This window comes from Streptomyces coeruleorubidus (genome assembly GCF_008705135.1).
In the GTDB taxonomy this organism is placed as follows: domain Bacteria; phylum Actinomycetota; class Actinomycetes; order Streptomycetales; family Streptomycetaceae; genus Streptomyces; species Streptomyces coeruleofuscus.
Genome location: NZ_CP023694.1, coordinates 1,954,295 through 1,976,737, shown reverse-complemented (window position 1 = coordinate 1,976,737; position 22,443 = coordinate 1,954,295). Strand labels below are relative to the sequence as shown.

At 70.6% G+C, this 22,443-nt stretch carries 22 protein-coding genes; 20 read left to right on the top strand and 2 right to left on the bottom strand.

Translation table 11 applies throughout. The features are described 5' to 3' along the window. The first annotated feature begins 98 nt into the window (after positions 1–98). The 3 genes from CP976_RS09280 (at position 99) to prcA (ending at position 2,344) form a co-directional block, all read left to right on the top strand. Complete coding sequence (locus CP976_RS09280; protein WP_030244016.1) at positions 99–317, top strand: ubiquitin-like protein Pup; 219 nt, start codon at positions 99–101, stop codon at positions 315–317. 335 nt (positions 318–652) lie between these two features. Continuing rightward, on the top strand, positions 653–1,498 hold the full coding sequence (gene prcB / locus CP976_RS09275; protein WP_150479904.1) for a proteasome subunit beta: 846 nt from the start codon (positions 653–655) through the stop codon (positions 1,496–1,498). A gap of 69 nt (positions 1,499–1,567) precedes the next feature. Continuing rightward, positions 1,568–2,344 carry a proteasome subunit alpha gene (prcA, locus tag CP976_RS09270; RefSeq protein ID WP_150479903.1) on the top strand — a complete coding sequence of 259 codons (777 nt, stop codon included), beginning with the start codon at positions 1,568–1,570 and terminating at the stop codon, positions 2,342–2,344. A 282-nt stretch (positions 2,345–2,626) separates the two neighbouring features. Here the strand turns inward: prcA and CP976_RS09265 are convergent, their stop codons facing one another. After that, entirely contained in the window at positions 2,627–3,685 is a 1,059-nt protein-coding gene (locus CP976_RS09265; RefSeq protein ID WP_150479902.1) for a LacI family DNA-binding transcriptional regulator, read from the bottom strand. Positions 3,686–3,731: 46 nt separating this feature from the next. Here CP976_RS09265 and CP976_RS09260 point away from each other — a divergent pair, with 46 nt between their 5' ends. The 17 genes from CP976_RS09260 to CP976_RS09180 all read left to right on the top strand — a co-directional run bounded on the left by CP976_RS09260 (position 3,732) and on the right by CP976_RS09180 (position 21,462). Then, positions 3,732–4,991 carry an MFS transporter gene (locus CP976_RS09260; RefSeq protein WP_150479901.1) on the top strand — a complete coding sequence of 420 codons (1,260 nt, stop codon included), beginning with the start codon at positions 3,732–3,734 and terminating at the stop codon, positions 4,989–4,991. A 9-nt stretch (positions 4,992–5,000) separates the two neighbouring features. Further along, positions 5,001–6,362: a Pup--protein ligase gene (gene pafA, locus CP976_RS09255; protein WP_059419425.1), complete on the top strand. Its 1,362-nt coding sequence runs from the start codon at positions 5,001–5,003 to the stop codon at positions 6,360–6,362. Between the two features lie 130 nt (positions 6,363–6,492). Continuing rightward, entirely contained in the window at positions 6,493–7,494 is a 1,002-nt protein-coding gene (locus tag CP976_RS09250; RefSeq protein WP_150479900.1) for an FKBP-type peptidyl-prolyl cis-trans isomerase, read from the top strand. Between the two features lie 61 nt (positions 7,495–7,555). Further along, positions 7,556–7,927, top strand: coding sequence for an FKBP-type peptidyl-prolyl cis-trans isomerase (locus tag CP976_RS09245; RefSeq protein ID WP_030243994.1), 372 nt, complete (start codon positions 7,556–7,558; stop codon positions 7,925–7,927). A 129-nt stretch (positions 7,928–8,056) separates the two neighbouring features. Continuing rightward, positions 8,057–9,034: a helix-turn-helix transcriptional regulator gene (locus CP976_RS09240; protein WP_086850470.1), complete on the top strand. Its 978-nt coding sequence runs from the start codon at positions 8,057–8,059 to the stop codon at positions 9,032–9,034. Between the two features lie 18 nt (positions 9,035–9,052). Then, positions 9,053–10,123 carry a helix-turn-helix transcriptional regulator gene (locus CP976_RS09235; RefSeq protein WP_190146977.1) on the top strand — a complete coding sequence of 357 codons (1,071 nt, stop codon included), beginning with the start codon at positions 9,053–9,055 and terminating at the stop codon, positions 10,121–10,123. A gap of 395 nt (positions 10,124–10,518) precedes the next feature. Continuing rightward, the gene (locus tag CP976_RS09230; protein WP_150479899.1) at positions 10,519–10,812 is read left to right on the top strand and encodes a CpXC domain-containing protein; all 294 of its coding nucleotides are present in this window, start codon (positions 10,519–10,521) and stop codon (positions 10,810–10,812) included. Between the two features lie 45 nt (positions 10,813–10,857). After that, entirely contained in the window at positions 10,858–11,052 is a 195-nt protein-coding gene (locus CP976_RS09225) for a hypothetical protein (RefSeq protein WP_059419435.1), read from the top strand. A gap of 259 nt (positions 11,053–11,311) precedes the next feature. Then, positions 11,312–11,596, top strand: a complete 285-nt coding sequence (gene tatA, locus CP976_RS09220; protein WP_059419437.1) for a Sec-independent protein translocase subunit TatA — start codon at positions 11,312–11,314, stop codon at positions 11,594–11,596. A 47-nt stretch (positions 11,597–11,643) separates the two neighbouring features. Continuing rightward, complete coding sequence (tatC, locus tag CP976_RS09215) at positions 11,644–12,606, top strand: twin-arginine translocase subunit TatC (RefSeq protein ID WP_150479898.1); 963 nt, start codon at positions 11,644–11,646, stop codon at positions 12,604–12,606. A gap of 31 nt (positions 12,607–12,637) precedes the next feature. Beyond that, on the top strand, positions 12,638–13,528 hold the full coding sequence (locus CP976_RS09210) for a diacylglycerol kinase (RefSeq protein ID WP_150479897.1): 891 nt from the start codon (positions 12,638–12,640) through the stop codon (positions 13,526–13,528). Between the two features lie 56 nt (positions 13,529–13,584). Beyond that, positions 13,585–16,431, top strand: coding sequence for a DEAD/DEAH box helicase (locus CP976_RS09205; protein ID WP_150479896.1), 2,847 nt, complete (start codon positions 13,585–13,587; stop codon positions 16,429–16,431). A gap of 397 nt (positions 16,432–16,828) precedes the next feature. Beyond that, on the top strand, positions 16,829–18,469 hold the full coding sequence (locus CP976_RS09200; RefSeq protein WP_150479895.1) for a sensor histidine kinase: 1,641 nt from the start codon (positions 16,829–16,831) through the stop codon (positions 18,467–18,469). Beyond that, positions 18,466–18,873 carry a roadblock/LC7 domain-containing protein gene (locus CP976_RS09195; RefSeq protein ID WP_150479894.1) on the top strand — a complete coding sequence of 136 codons (408 nt, stop codon included), beginning with the start codon at positions 18,466–18,468 and terminating at the stop codon, positions 18,871–18,873. The genes CP976_RS09200 and CP976_RS09195 overlap by 4 nt, the downstream gene beginning before the upstream one ends. Next, a complete protein-coding gene (locus CP976_RS09190; protein WP_150479893.1) occupies positions 18,870–19,271 on the top strand; it encodes a DUF742 domain-containing protein in 402 nt (133 codons plus the stop codon). The genes CP976_RS09195 and CP976_RS09190 overlap by 4 nt, the downstream gene beginning before the upstream one ends. After that, a complete protein-coding gene (locus CP976_RS09185) occupies positions 19,252–19,872 on the top strand; it encodes a GTP-binding protein (RefSeq protein WP_150479892.1) in 621 nt (206 codons plus the stop codon). Before CP976_RS09190 ends, CP976_RS09185 begins: the two co-directional genes overlap by 20 nt. A gap of 69 nt (positions 19,873–19,941) precedes the next feature. Next, positions 19,942–21,462, top strand: coding sequence for a cytochrome P450 (locus CP976_RS09180; RefSeq protein ID WP_150479891.1), 1,521 nt, complete (start codon positions 19,942–19,944; stop codon positions 21,460–21,462). On the opposite strand, the gene CP976_RS09175 is transcribed toward CP976_RS09180, so the two are convergent. Further along, complete coding sequence (locus CP976_RS09175) at positions 21,456–22,442, bottom strand: RluA family pseudouridine synthase (RefSeq protein WP_150479890.1); 987 nt, start codon at positions 22,440–22,442, stop codon at positions 21,456–21,458. The genes CP976_RS09180 and CP976_RS09175 overlap by 7 nt on opposite strands. Position 22,443: the final 1 nt, after the last annotated feature.

The window sequence follows — 22,443 nt, the reverse complement described above, 5'->3', positions numbered from 1 at the left end:
GTACGTTGGAGCAACTGCGGGGCCATTGTCAGACCCGGCGAGTAGGGTCTGATCTTGACCGAGCAACTGTGTCGGGCGAACCGAGCGGGGTGAGGGATATGGCGACCAAGGACACCGGCGGCGGACAGCAGAAGGCCACCCGGTCCACCGAGGAGGTCGAGGAGCAGGCGGCAGAGGCGCAGGCTTCCGAGGACCTCAAGGAGCGACAGGAGAAGCTGAGCGACGACGTGGACTCGGTTCTGGACGAGATCGACGACGTCCTCGAGGAGAACGCCGAGGACTTCGTGCGGTCCTTCGTTCAAAAGGGTGGCCAGTAAGGCGCCTGAGCCTTCATCCCGAAGGCGAACGGGGTGCGTGGTGACGGACGAGCCGGGCGCGGAGCGCTGTGCGCGGGGCAGAGCATGACGTGATGCCCTCGCGTGCGGCGCTCCGGGCGTCGGTGGCGTCCGGAGCCCGGTGGCCCGCCCGATGCGCGCGGCGGGCAAGTGCGGCGTCGCTCCGGCGGAGTTGGTTCCGCCGGGCATGTGGATCACCGCCGAAGGACGGGTAGGGTCCGAGGCATACCGTGCCCCCGGTCGCAACCGGGCCGGGGTTGTTCCAAGGATCGGCCCGACGTCACAGGGCGGGCTGTCGCTTACGTGGAAGGAATCGCGTGGAAGCCAACACTCGTAGCACCGGGCGTCTGCCGGCTGCCTTCCTGACGCCGGGGTCTGCCTCCTTCATGGACTTCCTGTCCGATCATCAGCCCGAACTGCTGCCGGGCAACAAGAAGTTGCCCCCGGTGCAGGGCGCGATCGAGGCGCCGCACGGCACGACGATCGTGGCCGTGACGTTCCCCGGCGGCGTCGTCCTCGCCGGTGACCGGCGGGCCACCATGGGCAACGTCATCGCGCAGCGGGACATCGAGAAGGTCTTCCCGGCCGACGAGTACTCGGCCGTGGGCATCGCCGGTACGGCGGGTCTGGCCGTGGAGATGGTGAAGCTGTTCCAGCTGGAGCTGGAGCACTTCGAGAAGGTCGAGGGCGCGCAGCTGTCGCTGGAGGGCAAGGCGAACCGGCTGTCGACGATGATCCGGTCCAACCTCGGCATGGCCATGCAGGGCCTGGCCGTCGTGCCGCTGTTCGCCGGGTACGACGTGGACCGGGAGAAGGGGCGGATCTTCTCCTACGACGTCACGGGCGGGCGCTCCGAGGAACAGGGTTACGCGGCCACGGGTTCCGGTTCGATCTTCGCTCGCGGCGCGATGAAGAAGCTCTTCCGGGAGGACCTGAGCGAGGCCGAGGCCACGACGCTGGTGGTCCAGGCGCTCTACGACGCGGCAGACGACGACTCGGCGACCGGTGGTCCCGATGTCGCCCGCCGGATCTATCCCATCGTCACCGTGATCACCGAGGACGGTTTCCGCCGCCTCTCCGAGAACGAGTCGTCCGAGATCGCGCGCTCGATTCTGGAGCGGCGTCTGGAGCAGCCCGACGGTCCGCGGGCCGCGCTGCTGTGAGCGGCCGGCTGTCTTCATGAGCGTGGTCCAGTGAACCGACGGAATCTTCAAGAGAGGGACGGATAACCGGTGTCGACGCCGTTCTATGTCTCACCCCAGCAGCAGATGGCCGACCGGGCGGAATACGCCCGCAAGGGCATCGCCCGTGGTCGCAGCCTGGTCGTGCTGCAGTACGCCGACGGCATCGTGTTCGTCGGAGAGAACCCGTCCCGCGCGCTGCACAAGTTCAGCGAGATCTACGACCGGATCGGCTTCGCCGCCGCCGGCAAGTACAACGAGTACGAGAACCTGCGGATCGGTGGTGTCCGTTACGCCGACCTGCGGGGTTACACCTACGACCGGGACGATGTGACGGCCCGGGGCCTGGCGAACGTGTACGCGCAGACGCTGGGCACGATCTTCTCGAGTGTCGGGGAGAAGCCGTACGAGGTGGAGCTGGTCGTCGCCGAGGTCGGGGAGACGCCCGAGCAGGACCAGATCTACCGGCTGCCCCATGACGGGTCCATCGTGGACGAGCACGGCGCGGTCGCGGTGGGCGGCAACGCCGAGCAGATCAGCAGCTACCTGGACCAGCGCCACCGGGACGGCATGACGCTGGCCGAGGCGCTGAAGCTGGCGGTGCAGTCCCTGTCCCGTGACACCAACGGCAGCGAGCGGGAGATTCCCGCGGAGCGGCTGGAAGTGGCGGTGCTGGACCGTACGCGGCCGCAGAAGCGCAAGTTCAAGCGGATCAGCGGGCGCCAGCTGAGCCGGCTGCTGGAGGCGGACGGGGCGACCACGGCGTCCGAGGCCGAGGCGGACGCGAACGCCGAAGCCGAGGCGGAGGCGTCCGGGGACAACGAGTAATCGTTCACTGCCGCGCGCCCTGGCCGTTTCGGCGGCCAGGGCGCGCGGCTGCCTCCGGCGGTTGAGCCGGGGTGTCTGCGGCGGCCTGTGCGGCTTCGGTGGGGTGCGGGCGCGTCGTGGCCGCTCTGGCTGCGGGCAGTCGTGCCGCTAGGGGCGGCACGGGTGGGCGCAGCGGCACCCCGCTCCGCCGGGTTGCGGGCACACCCGGCCCCAGCAGCCGCTGCCGGCACCCCGCTCCGCCGGGTTGCGGACCCACCCCGCCCCGGCGGCGACGCCGAGCAGCTACGGCAGGCCCGGTGGTGCCGTGGAGCCCCGTACCACCAGCCGCACCGGGATGTCCCCGCTCTCGGGCTCACGGCCCTCCAGGACGGCCAGCAGCGCCCGCATGCCCCGTTCGCCGAACAGCTCGGCGTCCAGGCGGACCGTCGTCAGTTCAGGGTCGATCGCCGTGGCCAGGGCCAGATCGTCCAGGCCGGTGACCGACAGGTCGTCCGGCACGCGCAGGCCAAGTCGGCGAGCTGCCTTGTACGTGCCGGCGGCCAGCTGGTCGTCGTCGCAGATCACGGCCGTAGGGCGGGGGCCCGGCCCGGAGAGGGCGGCTTCGGCCGCGGCCACCGCGCCCTCGATGGAGATCGGTGAGCGGGCCGTGCGGACGGACGTACCGGGCACCTCACCCAGACGAGCCGCCAGCTCTTGGGCGCGTACCTCGAAGGTCCAGGACGGTACGTCCGCCGCGAGGTGGAGGAACCGCCGGTGGCCGAGGGACAGCAGATGCTCCGCGGCCTGGCGGACACCGTCGGCGATGTCCAGGTTCACCGTCGCCGCCCCCAGGCTCTCCGCCGGGTCGCTGTCCAGCATCACCAGCGGCAGCGCCTCCCCGCGGATCGCCGTCACGGCGTCCGAGGCCATCGAGGACGCGATGACGCCGTCCAGGGCGGCCTGGGCGGAGGCGAAGGGGTCCGGGGCCGGGCCGATGCCCTCGGGGGAGGGGTAGAGGACCACTCCGAAGCCGTGTTCGGCGGCGACGCGGGTGGCGCCCGTGTAGACGCCGGCGAAGAACTCCGTGGTCAGGGCCGGGACCACCAGGAGGACCGTGCGGGTGCGGCCCAGACGCAGGTTGCGGGCGGCCAGGTTCGGGCGGTAGCCCAGGTCGCGCGCGGCCTCGCGGACCCGCTGAGCCGTCGTCTCCGAGACGCGCCCGCGCCACTTGTCCCCGAGGACCAGGGAAACCGCCGCCTGGGACACGCCGGCGGCCTGGGCGACGTCCCGGCTCGTGGGTCGGGTGCTGCCTCGTGCCACCGTCGGGCTGCTCCTTCGTCTGGACTCGTGAACAGCGGCCATGGTACGTATGGAACTCGACGTTATACGTAAAACCTAGGGCGGGGACATGGCCACGGGATACCTGGAGATCCTTCGGGCGCGACACGCCGCCCGGCTGCTCGTCGGCACGCTGGTCGGCCGGCTGCCCAATGCCACGGCCGCCATCGCGATCCTGCTGTTCGTGCGGGCCGAAGGCGGTTCGTACAGCGTCGCGGGGGCGCTGGTGGGTGTGTACGGCGTCGCCAACGCCGTGGGCCAGCCGGTGCTGGGCCGGCTCGTGGATTTGCGCGGGCAGCCGCGTGTGCAGCTGCCCGCGGCCGTCCTGTCCGGGCTCGCCATGGCCGTCTTCGCCTTCGGCGGGATCGGGTCGCTGCCCCTCGCGTATGCCGCCGTCGCCGCCGCCGGGCTCTTCACGCCGCCTCTCGAAGGCGGACTGCGGGCCCTGTGGTCGTCCGTCCTCCGCAAGGAGGAACACGTGCACACCGCGTACGCCATGGACGCCGTGGCCCAGGAGGTGATGTTCACCGTCGGGCCGCTGCTCGTGACGCTGTGCGTGTCCCTGTGGTCCGCCCAGGCCGCGCTGCTGGTGCTGAACGTGGTCGGGGTGCTGGGGGCGCTGTCCGTGGTGGTGTCGCCGCCCTCGCGCGCGTGGCGGTCGGCGCCGCGCGAGGCGCACTGGCTCGGCGCGCTGCGCTCGGCGGGGCTGCTGGCGCTGCTGGCGGCGTTCCTGTTCATAGGGATCGCGCTCGGCTCCATCACCGTCGCCTCGGTGCCCTACGCGGACGACCACGGCGGTGACGTCGTGTACGGCTGGCTGATGGCGGCTCTGGGCTTCGGGGCGCTGGTCGGAGGCACCGTCTACGGGGCCCGGCAGTGGGCCGGTGAGCCCGCGCGGCGACTGCGGGTGCTGGTGGCCCTTCTGGTGGTGTGTTATCTGCCGCTGATGCTCATGCCGGACGCGGTGCCCATGGTGGCGCTGACCGCGCTCGCCGGGGTCTTCCTCGCGCCCGCCATCGCCTGCGCGTTCGTCCTGGTCGACCGGCACGCGCCGCGCGGCACGGTCACCGAGGCGTTCTCCTGGCTGGTGACGACGTTCACCGTGGGCCACTCGGTCGGAGCGGGCGTCGCGGGGCCCGTCGTGGAGACGGGAGGAACCCTGTGGGGCTTCGCCCTGCCGGGTGTCGCGGGTGGTGTCTCCCTGCTGGTTTTGACCGCCACAGGGCGGGTACTCGCAGCTCCCGGTGGGGGAGCGGTGGTTGCCGCTGGTTCGGAAAATGATCCAAACCGTGCCGTCGAACCCCGTTTCAGTTCAGGGGATCGGGCGTAATGTTCCCTCATGGACCGCCGCATTTTCGGGCTGGAGAACGAGTACGGCGTCACGTGCACGTTCAGGGGACAGCGCCGCCTGTCTCCTGACGAGGTGGCGCGGTACCTCTTCCGCCGTGTCGTGTCATGGGGCCGCAGCAGCAATGTCTTTCTGCGAAACGGCGCCCGCCTCTATCTCGACGTGGGTTCACATCCGGAATACGCCACACCCGAATGTGACAACGTGACCGAACTGGTCACCCACGACAAAGCGGGCGAGCGCATTCTCGAAGGACTCCTGGTGGACGCCGAACGACGCCTGCACGAGGAGGGAATCGCGGGCGACGTCTACCTCTTCAAGAACAACACCGATTCGGCGGGCAACTCCTACGGCTGCCACGAGAACTATCTGGTCGCCCGGCACGGGGAGTTCTCCCGGCTCGCGGACATTCTGATTCCGTTCCTGGTCACACGGCAGTTGCTGTGCGGCGCGGGCAAGGTGCTCCAGACGCCGCGCGGTGCCGTGTACTGCGTGAGCCAGCGGGCCGAGCACATCTGGGAGGGCGTCTCCTCGGCGACGACCCGCTCCCGGCCGATCATCAACACGCGTGACGAACCGCACGCGGACGCCGAGCGCTACCGTCGCCTGCACGTCATCGTGGGCGACTCCAACATGTCCGAGACGACCATGCTCCTCAAGGTCGGCGCCACCGACCTGGTGCTGCGCATGATCGAGGCGGGCACGGTGATGCGGGACCTCACCCTGGAGAACCCCATCCGGGCGATCCGCGAGGTCAGCCACGACATCACCGGCCGCCGCAAGGTCCGCCTGGCCAGCGGACGCGAGGCCTCCGCCCTGGAGGTGCAGCGCGAGTACTACGAGAAGGCCCTGGACTTCTGCGACCGCCGGGGCATCCGCACCGGCACCGTGGAGCAGGTCCTGGAGCTGTGGGGCCGCACGCTGGACGCGATCGAGAGCGAGGACCTCGACCGCATCGGCACCGAGATCGACTGGGTCATGAAGTACAAGCTCCTCGAGCGGTACCGGGCCAAGCACAACATGACCATGTCGCATCCGCGCGTCGCGCAGATAGACCTCGCCTACCACGACATCCACCGCCGTCGCGGCCTGTACTACCTTCTCGAGAAGAAGGGTCAGGCAGCGCGCATCTGCAACGACTTGAAGATCTTCGAGGGCAAGTCGGTACCGCCGCAGACCACTCGGGCCAGGCTGCGCGGCGACTTCATCCGGCGCGCGCAGGAACAGCGCCGTGACTTCACGGTCGACTGGGTGCACCTCAAGCTCAACGACCAGGCTCAGCGCACCGTGTTGTGCAAGGACCCGTTCCGTTCCGTGGACGACCGAGTGGAGAAGCTGATCGCCGGAATGTGAGGAAATGCGCCGGCGGGGAAATCGCCGGAACGCCACACGGGCGCCGTACGTTACAAGTACGGCGCCCTGCTCACGCCGTAGAGTTGCGCGCACGCCATCAACGAGATCGACCGATTACGAGGCCCCCACAGTGCGCCGACGCTCACTTCTCATCTCCGTACCCGCTGGACTTGCCACGCTCGCCGCATGCGGCGACGACAAATCCGACTCGAGCAAGGCCAGCGACAGCCCGTCGCCCTCGGCGTCGGCTCCGTCCGCCGCCCCGCCGCCGAAGATCGTCGACGGCCCGCTGCCGGCGGTCACCTCGGGCACGAAGTTCGACGAGAAGCCGACGATCGCCAAGGGCAGCGGAGAGCCGTCGAAGCAGCTCGCGGTGAAGACCCTGGTCGCGGGCAGCGGCAAGGCCATCGCGGAGAACGACTTCGTCGTCGCGAACTACCTGGGCCAGGTCTGGAACACCGCCAAGGTCTTCGACAACTCCTACGACCGCAAGGCCCGCCTGGCCATCCAGCTCACCCAGGGCCAGATCATCGACGGCTGGCGGTACGCGCTGGCCGGCAAGAAGGCCGGCAGCCGTGTCGAGATGGCCGTCCCGCCCACCTGGGGCTACGGCTCGCAGGGCAACCCGCAGGCGGGCATCAAGGGCACCGACACCCTGGTCTTCGTCGTCGACGTGCAGGACACGTTCAACGCCAAGAGTTCCGCCAAGGGCAAGGAGGTCCCGCAGGACGACGCGGACCTGCCCAAGGTCGGCACCGACACCGACGGCAAGGCGCCGTCCATCGAGGTGCCCAAGTCGGCCGCGCCGAAGAAGCTCGTCGCGGAGTACGTCCTGGAGGGTGACGGCGAGGAGGTCGCCGCCGACAACAGCGTCCTCGTGCAGTACAAGGGCGTGCTGTGGGACGGCGGCAAGGAGTTCGACTCGTCGTACGCCAACAAGCAGCTCGTGTCGTTCTCGCTCCAGCAGGTCGTCAAGGGCTGGGCGCAGGGCCTGACCGGCAAGAAGGTCGGCAGCCGCGTCCTCATCGTCATCCCGCCGGAACTGGGCTACGGGGACAACCCGCCGCAGGGCAGTGGCATCAAGAAGGACTCCACGCTGGTCTTTTCGGTGGACATCCTCGCGAAGCTGTGACGCGCCCGGGATGTAAGACTGTGCGTGTTCGCCTTTCCGTAGACAAGCAGGAGCTAGAGACGTGAGCATCGACAAGCCCGAGATCGACTTCCCGGGCGGCGAGCCCCCGGCGGACCTCGAGATCAAGGACATCTGGGAAGGCGACGGCCCGGTCGCGCAGGCGGGCCAGACCGTCACCGTGCACTACGTCGGTGTCTCCTTCAGCACCGGCGAGGAGTTCGACGCCAGCTGGAACCGCGGCACCCCGTTCCGCTTCCCGCTGGGCGGCGGCCGGGTCATCAAGGGCTGGGACCAGGGCGTGCAGGGCATGAAGGTCGGCGGCCGCCGCCAGCTGACCATCCCCGCCCACCTCGCCTACGGCAACCAGAGCCCGACCCCGGCGATCAAGCCCGGCGAGACGCTGATCTTCGTGGTCGACCTGCTCGGAGTCTGAGCAAGATCCGAACAGACTCGATCACGTGGGGCCCATGCCTGTTCGGGCATGGGCCCTCGGCTTTTGCCGGGCCACCGTGTGGCGGTACGGTCATCGCTCGTAAGCACCATAGGGAGGCGAAGCGCTTCGATGGCCATTGCCAAGGCCGAGCGTCTGATGAACCTGGCGCTGTGTCTGCTCGGGACGCGGCGGCCGCTCAGCAAGCGTGAGCTGCGCGACTCCATCGAGGCCTACGTCGAGGCCTTCGGCCCCGGCAACGGCCCGGGCGGCAACGACGACTCCTTCAACCGCATGTTCGAGCGCGACAAGGACGACCTGCGCGAACTCGGACTGGTCATCGAGACCGTCGAGAGCCTCGACGGTGAGATCGGCTATCTGGCCCGCCGCGACAGCAACCGCCTCCCGCCCATCACCCTGGACGCCGAGGAGGCCGCCGCACTCGGGCTCGCCGCCAAGGTGTGGCAGCAGGCCCGGCTCGCCGGCGCCGCCAGCGGCGCCCTCCAGAAGCTGCGCGCGGCGGGACTCCCCGAGGACGTCGACCCGTACGGGTCACACGGAGCCCTGGAACCGCGCATCCCCGTGCACGAGGCGGCGTTCGAGCCGCTGATGCTCGCCTGCCGGGACCGCAGGCCCGTCGTGTTCGACTACCGCAAGGCCACCGCCGCCCACCCCGAGCAGCGGCATGTGGAGCCATGGGCGCTGGAGTGCTGGCGGGGCCACTGGTACCTGGCGGGCTGGGACCGCGACCGAGGCGCCGAGCGGGTCTTCCGGCTGTCCCGGATCACCGGCAAGGTCCGCTCGCGCGGCGGCCGGTACACCGCCGACGTGCCGGACGTCGTCACCGTCCGTGAGACCGTCGCGAGCTGGGCCGGGGAGATCACCGACCGTTCGGCGCGGATCCGGCTGCGCTCGGACGCGGGGTACCCCCTTCGGGCGAAGGCCACCTCCGTACGGGAACTCGGTGACGGCTGGGACGAGTTGGAGATTCCGTACGGCCACGGGCTGGACGCCTGGCTGGTGGAGTTCGGGCCGGACGTGGTCGTCCTGGAGCCAGCGGAGCTGCGGGCCGACGTGGTGGACCGGCTACGGGCCGTGGCCAAGGGCTGAGGGGGAGCGGACGAGACAGTGGCAGGCAAACCGGTCAGGCCCGTGAACGCCATCGACCAGACCAGACGGATGCTCTCCCTGGTGACGTATCTGAGGGAGCGCCCCGGAGCCCGGGTCGAGGACGTCGCGCGCGCCTTCGGCATCACCGAGGACGAGCTGGTCTCCGACCTCGACGTGCTGCCCATGTGCGGCACCAGCTTCCGCGGTGGCGACCTGCTCGACATCGACACCGACGGCGAGCGCATCTGGTGGCACAACCCGGCCGCCCTGGCGGCAGAGGCGGCCGAGCCGCTCAGGCTCGCCGCCGACGAGGCCACCGCCCTGCTCGTCGCCGCCCGGGCCGTGTCCACGCTGCCCGGACTGCGCGAGAGCGACCGGCAGGCGCTGCTGCGGGCGACGGCCAAGGTGGAGGCCGCGGCCGGCGAGGCGGCGGGCGCCAGCTCGCGGCTGTCGGTGACCTTCGAGTCCGAGGGCGGGGTCTTCGCGGACGTCGACCGGGCGATCGCCGAGCGCCGCCGGCTGTGGATCCGGTACTACTCGCCCGCGCGCGACGAGGTCACCGAGCGGGAGATCGACCCGATCCGCCTGGTCAGCGTCGGGCACACGTATGTCGAGGCCTGGTGCCGCCGCTCGGAGGCGCGCCGCACCTTCCGGCTGGACCGGGTCGCCGAGATCAAGATCCTCGACGAGCCGTCGGCACCGCCGGAGATCGAGCTGCGGGATCTGTCCGAGGCGCTGGTGCAGCCCGCGGCCGAGGACCCGGAGGTCGTGGTCGAGGTCGGGCCCGGCGGCCGCTGGGTCGCCGAGTACTACCCGCACGACAGCGCGGATGAGCTCCCGGACGGCGGGCTGCGTATCACTCTGCGGACCCCCGAGCCGGCGTCGCTGCGGCGCCTGGCGTTGCGGCTCGGGCGCGACGGCCGGATCGTGTCGCCGCCCGAGCTGGCGGACAGCGCCCGGCAGGCCGCCCGCGAGGCGCTGGCGGCGTACGACGGGATCGAGGCGCTGGCGGCGGCCGACGTGGTGGAGGAGGCCGAGGCGCGCGGGCTGCACGCGGTGGCGGACGGGCCGGACGGCAGGCGCGCGTGAGCCGCGGGTGCCCAGGGCGCCGGCGGCCGGCTGCCGGGGGGTGTCCGCACAGTCCCGCCGTCCGCCCGCAGGGCGGGCCCCGCGGAGTTCGGTGCGTGTTCTGGGGGTGCCCCCGGCCGAAGGCTGGGGGAGTGCCGGGCGGACGCCCGCGTACTGGTTGCACACCGGCGTTCGCCCGGTGCGGCGAATGGGGGTCCCTCCTCCTCGAAGAGCTTGGGGGAGACTGCCGGGCGTCGCGGGGCAGGCGGGACTTCGCGGACGCCCCCTACGGCCGTCCTCCGGCACCGCCGCGGTGCCGGGGCGCGGAGCTGGTCGATGCCGGGGGCGAGCCGGCCCACCCCTTCGCCACCCGGGTGCCCCGAAGGCGAACGACCCGAGAAAGAGGAGCCAGGGCTGTGAGCGAGTCGGTGACGTCCGGTGCGATGGGCATGACGGTGGAGTCCGCGTTCGCCGGGATGACGAGCGTGACCCCGGTGGTGTTCCGGGCGGGCTGCCCGGACTGCCGGGAGCGCTTCGAACTCACCGCGAGCGCCCTGCGCCTCGCCATCGGCGCCACGAGCCGCACCACCTTCTACTCCTTCACCTGCCCGGAGTGCGGTGCGTCCGTGCGCAAGCCCGCGGGGGAGCGGATCGTGGAGCTCCTCACCGGCGGCGGCGTGCGGACCCTGCGGCTGCATTCGACCCTGTAGAGGGTCTGGACATTCGGCGTTCCGGGAGGGTCTAGGCTCGGCGTCATGTTCTGGCCGATGTTCGCGATTGCCGTGGGATTCGTGGGTCTCGCCGTGCTCGGGGTGCTCGCCGTGCGGGTCTTCGTCGAGGCACAGCGCCTGGGCAGCCAGGTCACGGACTCGGCGCGCCGTATCAACCGTGCCGCCGAGGACCTGGAGCGGGCGGCGGAGAGCGCGGCCCGCTCCGTGGACGCCCTGTGAGCTGTCCGGCGGGTGGCTGTGAGTCGGGCTTTGGGACACTTCGCCCTGTCACCTCGGCGGTTCGGACAGGTACGCTGCTGGTCGCGGCCCGGTTAACGAGGCACTGGCCGCGGACGGGAGTACGCACAGGGGATGCAAAGGGATTGCCTCACGTTTACCCCCGAGCGTTACGATCGCTGTCAACACGATCGTTCGGACACATGTCCGACCGGTCGGACAGCACCCCACCACAGCCGCCTCGGTGAGAAGGTAAAGACTTATGTTCGGAAGGCTCGGAGCCCCCGAGATCATTCTCATCCTCGTCGTCATCATCCTGCTGTTCGGCGCGAAGAAGCTTCCGGACATGGCTCGGTCGCTCGGCAAGTCGGCCCGCATCCTCAAGAGCGAGGCCAAGGCGATGAAGGACGAGAACAAGTCGTCCACGACCCCGGCCGGCCCGCCCAACAACGACGAGCAGCCTTCGCAGCGCACCATCCAGGCAGCGCCCGGTGACGTGACCAGCTCGCGCCCGGTCAACGAGCCGACGGACACGACCAAGCGCTGACCCAGGGCCGGTGACCTCCGGCCCGCCGCACGAGATGGGAACGTGGGTTGCTGAAGTCTGCCCGCAAGCAGGAGAAGGATCCCGAGGGGCGCATGCCCCTTGCGGAGCACCTCCGCGAGCTCCGCAACCGGCTCGCGAAGGCGCTGCTGGCCATCGTGCTCGTGACGATCGTGGCCGCCTTCTTCTACAACGACATCATCAACTTGATCACCAAGCCGATCCTCGACTCGGTCGGCTGTGACAAGACCTTCGCGGAACTGGCCAAGGCGCAGCCGGGTTCGAAGCCGTGTGCGCAGATCACCATCAACGGCCTGCTCACTCCTTTCACGCTCGCGCTGAAGGTGTCCCTGATGGCCGGTGTCGTCCTGGCCTCGCCGATCTGGCTCTACCAGCTGTGGGCCTTCATCGCGCCGGGCCTGCACCGGCACGAGAAGAAGTACGCCTATGCCTTCGTCGGCACGGGCGCCCCGCTGTTCATCATCGGCGCCTACTTCGCCTACACGGTGCTTCCCACCACGGCGAAGGTGCTTCTCGAGTTCACCCCGGGCGGCACGTCCAACCTCCTCCCGCTGGACGACCTGCTCGACCTGGTCATGCGGATGGTGCTCGTCTTCGGCCTCTCCTTCGAGCTGCCGTTGCTGCTGGTCATGCTCAACAGCACCGGGGCGATCAGCGGCAAGCGCATGCTCGGCTGGTGGCGCGGCATGATCATGGGCATCACGGTGTTCGCGGCCATCGCCACGCCGAGCACCGACCCGCTCACGATGCTCGCGCTCGCCGGGCCGATCTGGATCCTGTACTTCGCCGCGGTGCTCTTCTCCCTGCTCAACGACCGCCGCCGCAGCCGCCGCGATGCCCTGGGCCCCGCCGACGACGAGGCCTCCGAGCTGGACCTCACCCCCGACGACATCGGCGAGATCGAGCCCGTGACGACCAGCCGCGCCGCGCTGCCCGAGCAGGCGAGCGCGGAGCGCACGGACCGGGTCAACGGTTATGACGACGTGACCTGAAGATCGGCGGGCAGCTCATAGGGTCGGTCGCGTGACCAGCGAGATCACCCTCTTCGTCAACCCCACCGCGGGTCGCGGCCGGGGCGCCCGTGCGGCGCAGCCGGCCGCTTCCGCGTTGCGGGCGGCCGGTTACTCGGTGCGTACGGTGCTCGGCGAGGACGCCCCGGACGCCCTCGCCCGCGCGCGTGCCGCTGTCGCGGGCGGCACCGGAGCCCTGATAGCCGTCGGCGGTGACGGCATGGCCCAGCTCGCTCTGCGGGCGGTCGCGGGCACGAGCACCCCCCTCGGCCTGGTCGCCGTCGGTACCGGCAACGACTTCGCCCGCGCCCTCGGTCTGCCCGTGCGCCAGCCGGCCGCCGCGGGCCGGATGATCGCCGACGCCCTCAAGCGCGGCCGGCTCCGCGACATCGACCTCGGCCAGGTGGGGGACCGCTGGTTCGGCACGGTCCTCGCCTCCGGCTTCGACTCCCGGGTCAACGACCGGGGCAACCGCATGAGGTGGCCCGCCGGCCGCTTCAAGTACGACCTCGCGATGGTCGCCGAACTCGCCGCGTTCCGGCCCGTCCCGTACCGGATCCGGCTCGACCACGGCGACGTCCGTGAGGTCGAGGCGACCCTCGTGGCCGTCGGCAACGGATCGTCGTACGGCGGCGGCATGCGGATCTGCCCCGGCGCGGACCTGACCGACGGGCTGTTCGACATCACCGTGGTCGGAGACTGCGACCGTACGACGCTGCTGCGCGTGTTTCCGCGGGTGTACCGGGGGACCCATGTCGAGCATCCGAAGGTGACCGTGCTGCGGGCGGCGCGGGTCGAGATCGCCGCCGAGGGCGTCACCGGATACGCGGACGGGGAACCACTCGGCCCGTTGCCGCTGAGCGCGCGCTGCGTGCGCGGGGGCGTGCGGGTGGTCGGCCCCTGAGCCGGGCTGTCCCTGAGCTGCGCCGATCCCCGGTTTCACAGGAACGGATCCGGATAATGATCGTCCTGTTGTCAGTGCGGCCCGGTACGCTCGAAAGCACGATGACAGAGGATCTCTCACCGGCCGAGCGGTACGCGGCAGCCCGTCAGCGCGCTGCCGAGCAGGCCACCGCGCTCGCCTCATTCCGCGAGATGTACGACTTCGGCCTCGACCCCTTCCAGATCGAGGCCTGCCAGGCGCTCGAGGCGGGGAAGGGCGTGCTGGTCGCCGCGCCCACCGGCTCCGGCAAGACGATCGTCGGCGAGTTCGCCGTCCACCTCGCCCTCCTCCAGGGCAAGAAGTGCTTCTACACGACACCCATCAAGGCGCTGTCGAACCAGAAGTACGCCGATCTGTGCCGCCGCTACGGCACGGACAAGGTGGGCCTGCTCACCGGCGACAACAGCGTCAACTCCGATGCCCCGGTGGTCGTGATGACCACCGAGGTGCTGCGGAACATGCTGTACGCCGGTTCGCAGACGCTCCTGGGCCTCGGCTACGTGGTCATGGACGAGGTGCACTACCTCTCCGACCGCTTCCGGGGTGCCGTCTGGGAAGAGGTGATCATCCACCTCCCCGAGTCGGTCACGCTCGTCTCGCTCTCGGCGACCGTGTCGAACGCCGAGGAGTTCGGCGACTGGCTCGACACGGTCCGCGGCGACACCGAGGTGATCGTCTCCGAGCACCGGCCCGTGCCGCTGTTCCAGCACGTGCTGGCCGGGCGGCGGATGTACGACCTGTTCGAGGAGGGCGAGGGCCACAAGAAGGCCGTCAACCCCGACCTCACGCGCATGGCGCGGATGGAGGCGACCCGGCCGTCGTACCAGGACCGCCGGCGCGGCCGGCTGCGCGAGGCCGACCGCGAGCGTGAGCGCAGACAGCGCTCCCGGGTGTGGACGCCGAGCCGTCCCGAGGTCATCGAGCGGCTCGACGCCGAGGGGCTGCTGCCCGCCATCACCTTCATCTTCAGCCGCGCCGCCTGCGAGGCCGCCGTCCAGCAGTGCCTGTACGCGGGCCTCAGGCTCAACGACGAGGAGGCGCGCCACCGGGTACGCGCGCTCGTCGAGGAGCGCACGGCGTCCATCCCGCACGAGGACCTGCACGTCCTCGGCTACTACGAGTGGCTGGAAGGCCTGGAGCGCGGCATCGCCGCCCACCACGCGGGCATGCTGCCGACCTTCAAGGAGGTCGTCGAGGAGCTGTTCGTGCGCGGCCTGGTCAAGGCCGTGTTCGCCACCGAGACCCTCGCCCTCGGCATCAACATGCCCGCCCGTTCAGTGGTGCTGGAGAAGCTCGTCAAGTGGAACGGCGAGCAGCACGCGGACATCACCCCGGGCGAGTTCACGCAGCTGACCGGCCGGGCCGGACGGCGCGGCATCGACGTCGAGGGCCACGCCGTCGTGCTCTGGCAGCGCGGCATGAACCCCGAGCACCTCGCGGGCCTGGCCGGCACGCGCACGTACCCGCTGCGGTCCAGCTTCAAGCCGTCGTACAACATGGCGGTCAACCTCGTCGAGCAGTTCGGCCGGCACCGCTCGCGCGAGCTGCTGGAGACGTCCTTCGCGCAGTTCCAGGCGGACAAGTCGGTCGTCGGGATCTCCCGGCAGGTGCAGCGCAACGAGGAGGGACTGGAGGGCTACAAGGCCTCCATGACGTGCCACCTCGGCGATTTCGAGGAGTACGCGCGGCTGCGCCGCGAACTGAAGGACCGGGAGAACGAACTCGCCCGGCAGGGTGCGGCACAGCGACGCGCGGAGGCCGCCGTCGCGCTGGAGAAGCTCAAGCCCGGCGACGTCATCCACGTGCCCACCGGCAAGTACGCGGGGCTGGCGCTGGTGCTGGACCCCGGCCTGCCCGCGGGCCGTTCCAACGGCCACCGGGGATTCGACCACCACGACGGGCCGCGCCCGCTGGTGCTGACCGCCGAACGGCAGGTGAAGCGGCTGGCGGCCATCGACTTCCCGGTGCCGGTCGAGCCGTTGGAGCGGATGCGGATCCCGAAGTCCTTCAACCCCCGTTCGCCGCAGTCCCGTCGGGACCTCGCGTCCGCGCTGCGCACCAAGGCCGGGCACATCCCGGCCGACCGGCACCGCAAGCGGCGCTCCCAGGCGGCCGACGACCGCGAGATCGCCCGGCTGCGGACGGCTCTGCGCGCGCACCCCTGCCACGGGTGCAACGACCGTGAGGACCACGCCCGTTGGGCCGAGCGCTACCACCGGCTGTTGCGGGACACCTCGCAGCTGGAGCGGCGCATCGAGGGCCGTACGAACACGATCGCGCGGACGTTCGACCGCATCGTGGCGCTGCTGACCGAGATGGACTACCTGCGCGGCGATGACGTCACCGAGCACGGCAAGCGGCTCGCGCGGCTCTACGGCGAGCTGGACCTGCTCGCCAGCGAGTGCCTGCGCGAGGGTGTCTGGGAGGGGCTCGGACCGGCCGAACTGGCCGGGTGCGTCTCGGCGTTGGTGTACGAGTCGCGCGTAGGGGACGACGCGCTGGCGCCGAAGCTGCCTTCGGGGAAGGCCAAGGCCGCGCTGGGCGAGATGGTGCGGATCTGGGGGCGGCTGGACGCCCTTGAGGAGGAGTTCCGGATCACCCAGACCGAGGGTGTCGGGCAGCGGGAGCCGGACCTGGGCTTCGCCTGGGCCGCGTACATGTGGGCCTCCGGGAAGGGGCTCGACGAGGTGCTGCGCGAGGCGGAGATGCCGGCGGGGGACTTCGTGCGGTGGTGCAAGCAGGTCATCGATGTGCTGGGGCAGATCGCTGCGGCGGCTCCGCAAGGGTCGTCGGTGGTGAAGAACGCCCGTAAGGCCGTTGATCTGTTGCTGCGGGGGGTTGTCGCCTACTCGTCGGTGGGCTGATTGTCGCTGTGCGGGTGCCGGTTGTTTGTGGTTGCTCGCGCCCACGCGGCGGAGCCGCAAATCGATACGGCCCCGCGCCCCTTGTAGGGCGTTGTTGCCGAGGCCTCTCACCTGTTGGGGTGAGGGGCTTTCGCATGCCTGTTCGTCGTTACGGGCCGTATTCGAACGATGTCGCAGCGTGTAAAAGACTGAGCGTACTATCCCTTCGCGACCGGTTTCCGGCAGTTGCTGAATATGACACGGCGATGATCCGGTCGGACTAAGCTCGCCCGCAGCGCACCGGCTTGAGATGAATTCGGGCGCTTGTTCCCCAATGTGCGGAAGAGTCCTACAGCTTCATGACATACCCCCTGGCAAGTCCTTCCGAACTCCAGCCGACTCCTTTCAGAAGGCCCACATGGTGAGTGTTCAATCCCCTCCCGGTCGCGCTGAACTTCCTTACGCGCGCGTGCTGCTGCTGCCGGCCATAGCGATGGCCGCGGCGACCGGAGCCGCTGTCGCCCTGGTGACGGCGCCGGCCCGGCTCGCCGTCGGCTGGTGCGGTGGCATCGCCACCGTGCTGCTGATCGCGACGGCGGCCGAGGCGGTGCGCCGCGGCCGTGCCCTGCGCAGGCAGCGGGCCGAGCACGCCCGGCACAGCGCGCATCTGGAACAGCGGATCGCCGCGCACGAGCACGAGCTGGTCCGCTTCTCGAGGGAGATCATCCCCGCGGCGCTCCAACTGCTGAACACCGGAGAATCCCCCAGGGAGGTGATTCGCAAGCTCGGCCTGGCCAACCCCGAGTACCGCGACCTCCCCGCCCCGCAGACCGAGACGCTGCTGACGGTGCTCAAGATCGTCGACCGCGAAGTGACCATGCGCGACGCCGCCGCGCGCTCCTTCGTCAGTGTCTCCCGCCGCGTCCAGGCGATCATCCACCAGCAGGCCGAGGAACTCCGGGAGATGGAGGAGGACCACGGCCGCAACCCCGAGGTCTTCGACGACCTGCTGCGCATCGACCACGGCAACGCCCTGATCGGCCGCCTCGCCGACTCCGTCTCCGTCCTCGGCGGCGGCCGCCCCGGACGGCAGTGGCCCGAGCCGGTGTCCCTGTACAGCACGCTGCGCGGCGCCATGTCCCGCATCCTGGAGTACCGGCGCATCCAGCTCTCCTCCATCGCCAAGGTCAGCGTCAAGGGCATCTACGTCGAGCCGGTCATCCACGCCGCCGCCGAGCTCCTCGACAACGCCACGCGCTACTCGCCGCCGCAGACGAAGGTGCACGTCACCGCCACCGAGGTGCAGACCGGCGTGTGCATCGAGATCGAGGACGGCGGTGTCAACCTCAACGAGGAGGCACGCGCCCGGATCGAGGGCATGCTGGAGGCCGCCAAGGCGGGCGTCGATCTCCAGGACATCGGCGAGCACCCGCGCCTCGGCCTCGCAGTCGTCGGCCGCCTGTGCACGGCGTACAACATGCAGGTCTCGCTGCGCGCCTCCGCGTACGGCGGCGTCCGCGCCATCCTCATCGTGCCGAGCGAGATGATCACTCACGAGCCCGGTGTCGGACTCGCCCACGGCATCGGCGCCACCGGCATCCCCATGACGGTCGGCATCCCCGAGGGGCCGAAGCGCACGCCGAAGAAGCGCCGCCCCACCAGCCCGCGCATCCCCGCGACGGTCTCGCTGGATGACGACGACGTCCCCGAGGTCACCGAGTGGACGCCGAACGGCCTGCCGCAGCGCCGCAGCCGGGTGAAGACCTCCCTCACCGAGCGGATCGCCCAGCAGGCCGCCTATGAGCGGGAAGACCGGGAGGCCGCCGCACGGGGCGAGGCGAACCCGTGGGCGACTTTGGAGCCCGAGCCCAAGCCGCTGCGCGACATGAGCGCCCCCGACGCCCCCGGCAAGGGCCTGGAGGCCTTCTGGGAGGGGCTCAAGCAGGGCATCGAGCCCGGCACCCACCCGACCGACTTCATCCGGAACCCGACCAAGTACCTGCACCTGCTCAACGACCCGGCTCCCACCGAGGCCGATGACGAGGGGGACCTCAAGTGATCCAGCAGCGAGGCAACTTCGACTGGATGCTCAAGCAGCTCGCCGACGGCGTGCCGGGCATCGAGATGATCGTGGTGCTCTCGGCCGACGGTCTGCGCATCGCCCGCTACGGCGGCGAGCCCGACGCGGCCGACCGGGTCGCCGCGGCCTGCGCCGGTCTCCAGTCGCTCGCGGGCAGCGTCTGCCAGGAACTCAGCGTCGGCGACGGCGAGATGAAGCTCGTCATGATCGAGATCGACCGCGGCTACTTCTACCTGATGAGCGCCGGAGCCAACGCCTTCCTCGCGGTGCTCTCCGACGTGCGGTGCGAACCCGGCCGGATGAGCGCGATGATGCGCGATCTGGTCGTCCGGATCGGCGGGCATCTCACCACTCCGCCCCGGCGGAACGGGCAGATCGTATGACGCCTCCGCAACGCCAGAGGCGCGAACCCGCCGTCCCGGAACCGGCCACGCCCCAGGAGGGCGAGGGCAAGGTCAAGAACCCGGAGCGGATGTACGTGGTGGCCGGCCCGGACGGTGAACGGGCCGAGCTCGACCTGGTGACGTTAATCGTGGCGCGTGCCACGGATCCGCCGCCCTCCGCCTCTCCCGAGCAGGCGGCGGTGCTCCGGCTCTGCGCCGCCCCCCTGTCCGTGGCCGAGTTGTCGGCCTACCTCCACCTGCCGTTCAGCGCGATGGGCGTGCTGCTCACCGAGCTGCTGACGGCGGAACTGGTGAAGGCGCGCGCCCCGATCGTCCGTCAGGCACGCACCGACCGTTCCCTCCTCGAAGCGGTGATGAATGGACTTCAAAGGCTCTGACACCATCCCGGGCCCCCGGGCCGAGGACCAGTTGCCCCACACGGCACAGGCCGCGGCCAAGATCGTGATCGTGGGTGGCTTCGGCGTCGGCAAGACGACCATGGTCGGCTCGGTCAGCGAGATCACACCGCTGACCACCGAGGAGACCATGACGCAGGCCGGCATCGGTGTCGACGACAACTTCGGTTCCGCGTCCAAGACGGCCACCACCGTGGCGATGGACTTCGGGCGGATCAGCATCACCGACGAGCTGGTGCTGTACCTCTTCGGCACACCCGGACAGCAGCGTTTCTGGTTCCTGTGGAACGGCCTGTTCGAGGGTGCGCTCGGCGCGGTGGTGCTGGTCGACACCCGTCGGCTGGAGGTCAGCTTCGACGTCATGGGGCGCCTGGAGGAACGCGGCGTGCCGTTCGTGGTCGCCATCAACTCCTTCCCGGACGCGCCCCGTTACCCCATCGAGGAGCTCCGCACGGCGCTCGACCTCTCCCCGGACATCCCGATCATGGAGTGCGACGCGCGGCGGCGGGCCTCCAGCCGTGACGTCCTGATGACCCTCATGCGTTTCCTGCACTCGCTCGCCATGACGGGCTCGCTCACCTGAGCCCGTGTCCGCGCACGCCCCACCTTCCCCCCGTACACCTGGATTCACCTCTGTTTCGGAGCGACCACTGTGACGCCTGAATCCCACGCCCCGACCGGTACGGACGCCCCCCGGACCGGCCCGCCCCCCGGCTGCCCCGCACACGGCCTCGGGCCCGGGGGACTGCACCGGCTGCACGAGTCGGAGGACCTGGCAACGCTGTACGAGCAGCTGCGGCAGGAGCACGGCCCCGTGGCGCCGGTGCTGCTCCACGACGACGTACCGATGTGGATCGTGCTCGGCCACGCCGAGAACCTGCACATGGTGCGCTCGCCCACGCAGTTCTGCCGGGACAGCCGTATCTGGACCCCGCTCAGGGACGGCCTGGTCAAGCCCGATCACCCGCTGATGCCGCACATCGCCTGGCAGCCCATCGCCTCGCACGCCGAGGGCGACGAGCACAAGCGGCTGCGCGGCGCGGTTCAGGGCGCCATCTCGACCATCGACTTCCGCAGCCTGCGCCGCTACATCAACCGCAGCACGCAGGCCATCGTCAACCGGTTCTGCGAGCAGGGCGAGGCCGACCTCGTCGGCCAGTTCGCCGAGCACCTGCCGATGGCGGTGATGTGCGAGATCCTCGGCATGCCCGAGGATTACAACGACCGTCTCGTCGAGGCCGCCCGTGACGCCCTCAAGGGCACCGAGACGGCGATCGCCAGCCACTCCTACGTCATGGACGCCCTGAGCCGGCTCACCACCCGGCGCCGCGCCCAGCCGGAGGAGGACCTGGCCAGCTATCTGATCACCCACCCGGCCCGGCTGACCGACGACGAGGTCAGGGAGCACCTGCGCCTGGTGCTCTTCGCCGCCTACGAGGCCACCACCAACCTGCTGTCCAACGTGCTGCTCACGGTGCTGATCGACCCGCGGTTCCGGGCCCAGCTCAACGGCGGCCAGATGACGGTGCCGGAGGCGGTGGAGCAGTCGCTGTGGAACGAGCCGCCGTTCAGCACGGTCTTCGCCTACTTCGCCAAGCAGGAGACCGAGTTGGGCGGGCAGCGCATCCGCCGGGGCGACGGACTGCTCTTCGCCCCGCTTCCCGCCAACGTCGACCCGCGGGTGCGGCCGGACCTGAAGGCCAGCATGCAGGGCAACCGGTCCCACCTCGCCTTCGGCGGCGGCCCGCACGAGTGCCCCGGTCAGGACATCGGCCGCTCCATCGCCGACGTCGGCGTCGACGCGCTGCTGATGCGGCTGCCGGACGTCGAACTCGACTGCGACGAGGACGAGCTGCGCTGGACGGCGTCCATCGCCTCCCGGCACCTGGTGTCGCTGCCGGTGCAGTTCGCGCCCAAGCCGCCGCAGGACGTGACGCAGACGCCGAGCCACAAGCCGATCCCCGCGCAGCGCCCGGACTGGCAGATCGGCACCACGCAGCCGCAGCCGGCACCGGTCGCCGCACAGCCGCAGCCCCAGCCCGCTCCGGCACAACCTCAGCCGGCTCCGGCGCAACCCCAGCCGGTTCCTCCGGCCCCACAGCCGACGGCGGAGGAACCGGCCCGCCGCAAGGGCGCCTGGCAGCGCTTCCTGAGCTGGTGGCGGGGTTACTGACCGTCGCACGGGCCGTCGTGCGTCCCGGCGGCCCACCGGTCGTACGACGACCAGGCCGCGAGCACCCGGCCGCTGCGGAACCGGTGCTCCACGCCCGTGACCGGGTCGGTGAACTCCAGGGCGCGGGCCAGCAGTTGGAGCGGGCGCCGGAAGTCACCGGCCGGCCCGGGAGCGGTGACCTCGGGATAGAGCGGGTCGCCGAGGATCGGCACGCCCAGCGCGGTCATGTGCACGCGCAGCTGATGGGTCTGCCCGGTGCCGGGCACGAGCCGGTACCGGGCCAGTCCGCCGGCCCCGTCCGTGCGGTGCTCGACGAGTTCGACGCGGCTGACGGCGTTGGGCTCGCCCGCCACCTCCCGGGCGGTGAGCTCGCCGCGTTCCTTCACGATCCGGCTGCGCACGGTCCGGGGCAGGGCGAGGCCGGGATCGTACGGGGCGACGGCCTCGTACTCCTTGTGCACCCGCCGGTCGCGGAACAGCGTCTGGTAGGCGCCGCGTTCGTCGGGGCGCACGGTGAACAGCACCAGTCCGGCGGTGAGCCGGTCCAGGCGGTGCGCGGCGCCGAGCGTCGGGAGGTCCAGCTCGCGGCGCAGCCGGGCCAGCGCGGTCTCGGCGACGTGGCTGCCACGCGGGGTGGTGGCGAGGAAGTGGGGTTTGTCGACGACGACGATGTGCTCGTCCCGGTACACGACCTCCAGCGGGAACGGCACCGGCACCTCGTCGGGCAGCTCCCGGTGGAACCACACGAACATCCCGGGCACGTACGGCGCGTCCGCCGGCACGGCCCGCCCGTCCACCCCGACGATCCGCCCCGCGTCGAACATCCCGTCGACGACCCCGTCACCGGCGCCCGAGAGCCGCTCCACCAAGTGTTCACGCACCGTGGCCCAGCCCCCCGCGGCGGGCAGTCGCACGCGCACCGGGTCCACCCCGTGGCGCTGCGGCAGGGGAGCGGGCGGAATGCGGGTCCGGCGTCTCATC

What these genes read in the sequence shown, in the direction of transcription:
- CP976_RS09200 (WP_150479895.1), top strand. Translation starts at nt 16,829, where the DNA reads ATGGTGAGTGTTCAATCCCCTCCCGGTCGCGCTGAACTTCCTTACGCG.
- CP976_RS09260 (WP_150479901.1), top strand. Translation starts at nt 3,732, where the DNA reads ATGGCCACGGGATACCTGGAGATCCTTCGGGCGCGACACGCCGCCCGG.
- CP976_RS09265 (WP_150479902.1), bottom strand. Translation starts at nt 3,685, where the DNA reads ATGGCCGCTGTTCACGAGTCCAGACGAAGGAGCAGCCCGACGGTGGCA.
- tatA (WP_059419437.1), top strand. Translation starts at nt 11,312, where the DNA reads ATGTTCGGAAGGCTCGGAGCCCCCGAGATCATTCTCATCCTCGTCGTC.
- CP976_RS09280 (WP_030244016.1), top strand. Translation starts at nt 99, where the DNA reads ATGGCGACCAAGGACACCGGCGGCGGACAGCAGAAGGCCACCCGGTCC.
- CP976_RS09225 (WP_059419435.1), top strand. Translation starts at nt 10,858, where the DNA reads ATGTTCTGGCCGATGTTCGCGATTGCCGTGGGATTCGTGGGTCTCGCC.
- CP976_RS09240 (WP_086850470.1), top strand. Translation starts at nt 8,057, where the DNA reads ATGGCCATTGCCAAGGCCGAGCGTCTGATGAACCTGGCGCTGTGTCTG.
- CP976_RS09185 (WP_150479892.1), top strand. Translation starts at nt 19,252, where the DNA reads ATGGACTTCAAAGGCTCTGACACCATCCCGGGCCCCCGGGCCGAGGAC.
- CP976_RS09205 (WP_150479896.1), top strand. Translation starts at nt 13,585, where the DNA reads ATGATCGTCCTGTTGTCAGTGCGGCCCGGTACGCTCGAAAGCACGATG.
- CP976_RS09190 (WP_150479893.1), top strand. Translation starts at nt 18,870, where the DNA reads ATGACGCCTCCGCAACGCCAGAGGCGCGAACCCGCCGTCCCGGAACCG.
- pafA (WP_059419425.1), top strand. Translation starts at nt 5,001, where the DNA reads ATGGACCGCCGCATTTTCGGGCTGGAGAACGAGTACGGCGTCACGTGC.
- CP976_RS09175 (WP_150479890.1), bottom strand. Translation starts at nt 22,442, where the DNA reads ATGAGACGCCGGACCCGCATTCCGCCCGCTCCCCTGCCGCAGCGCCAC.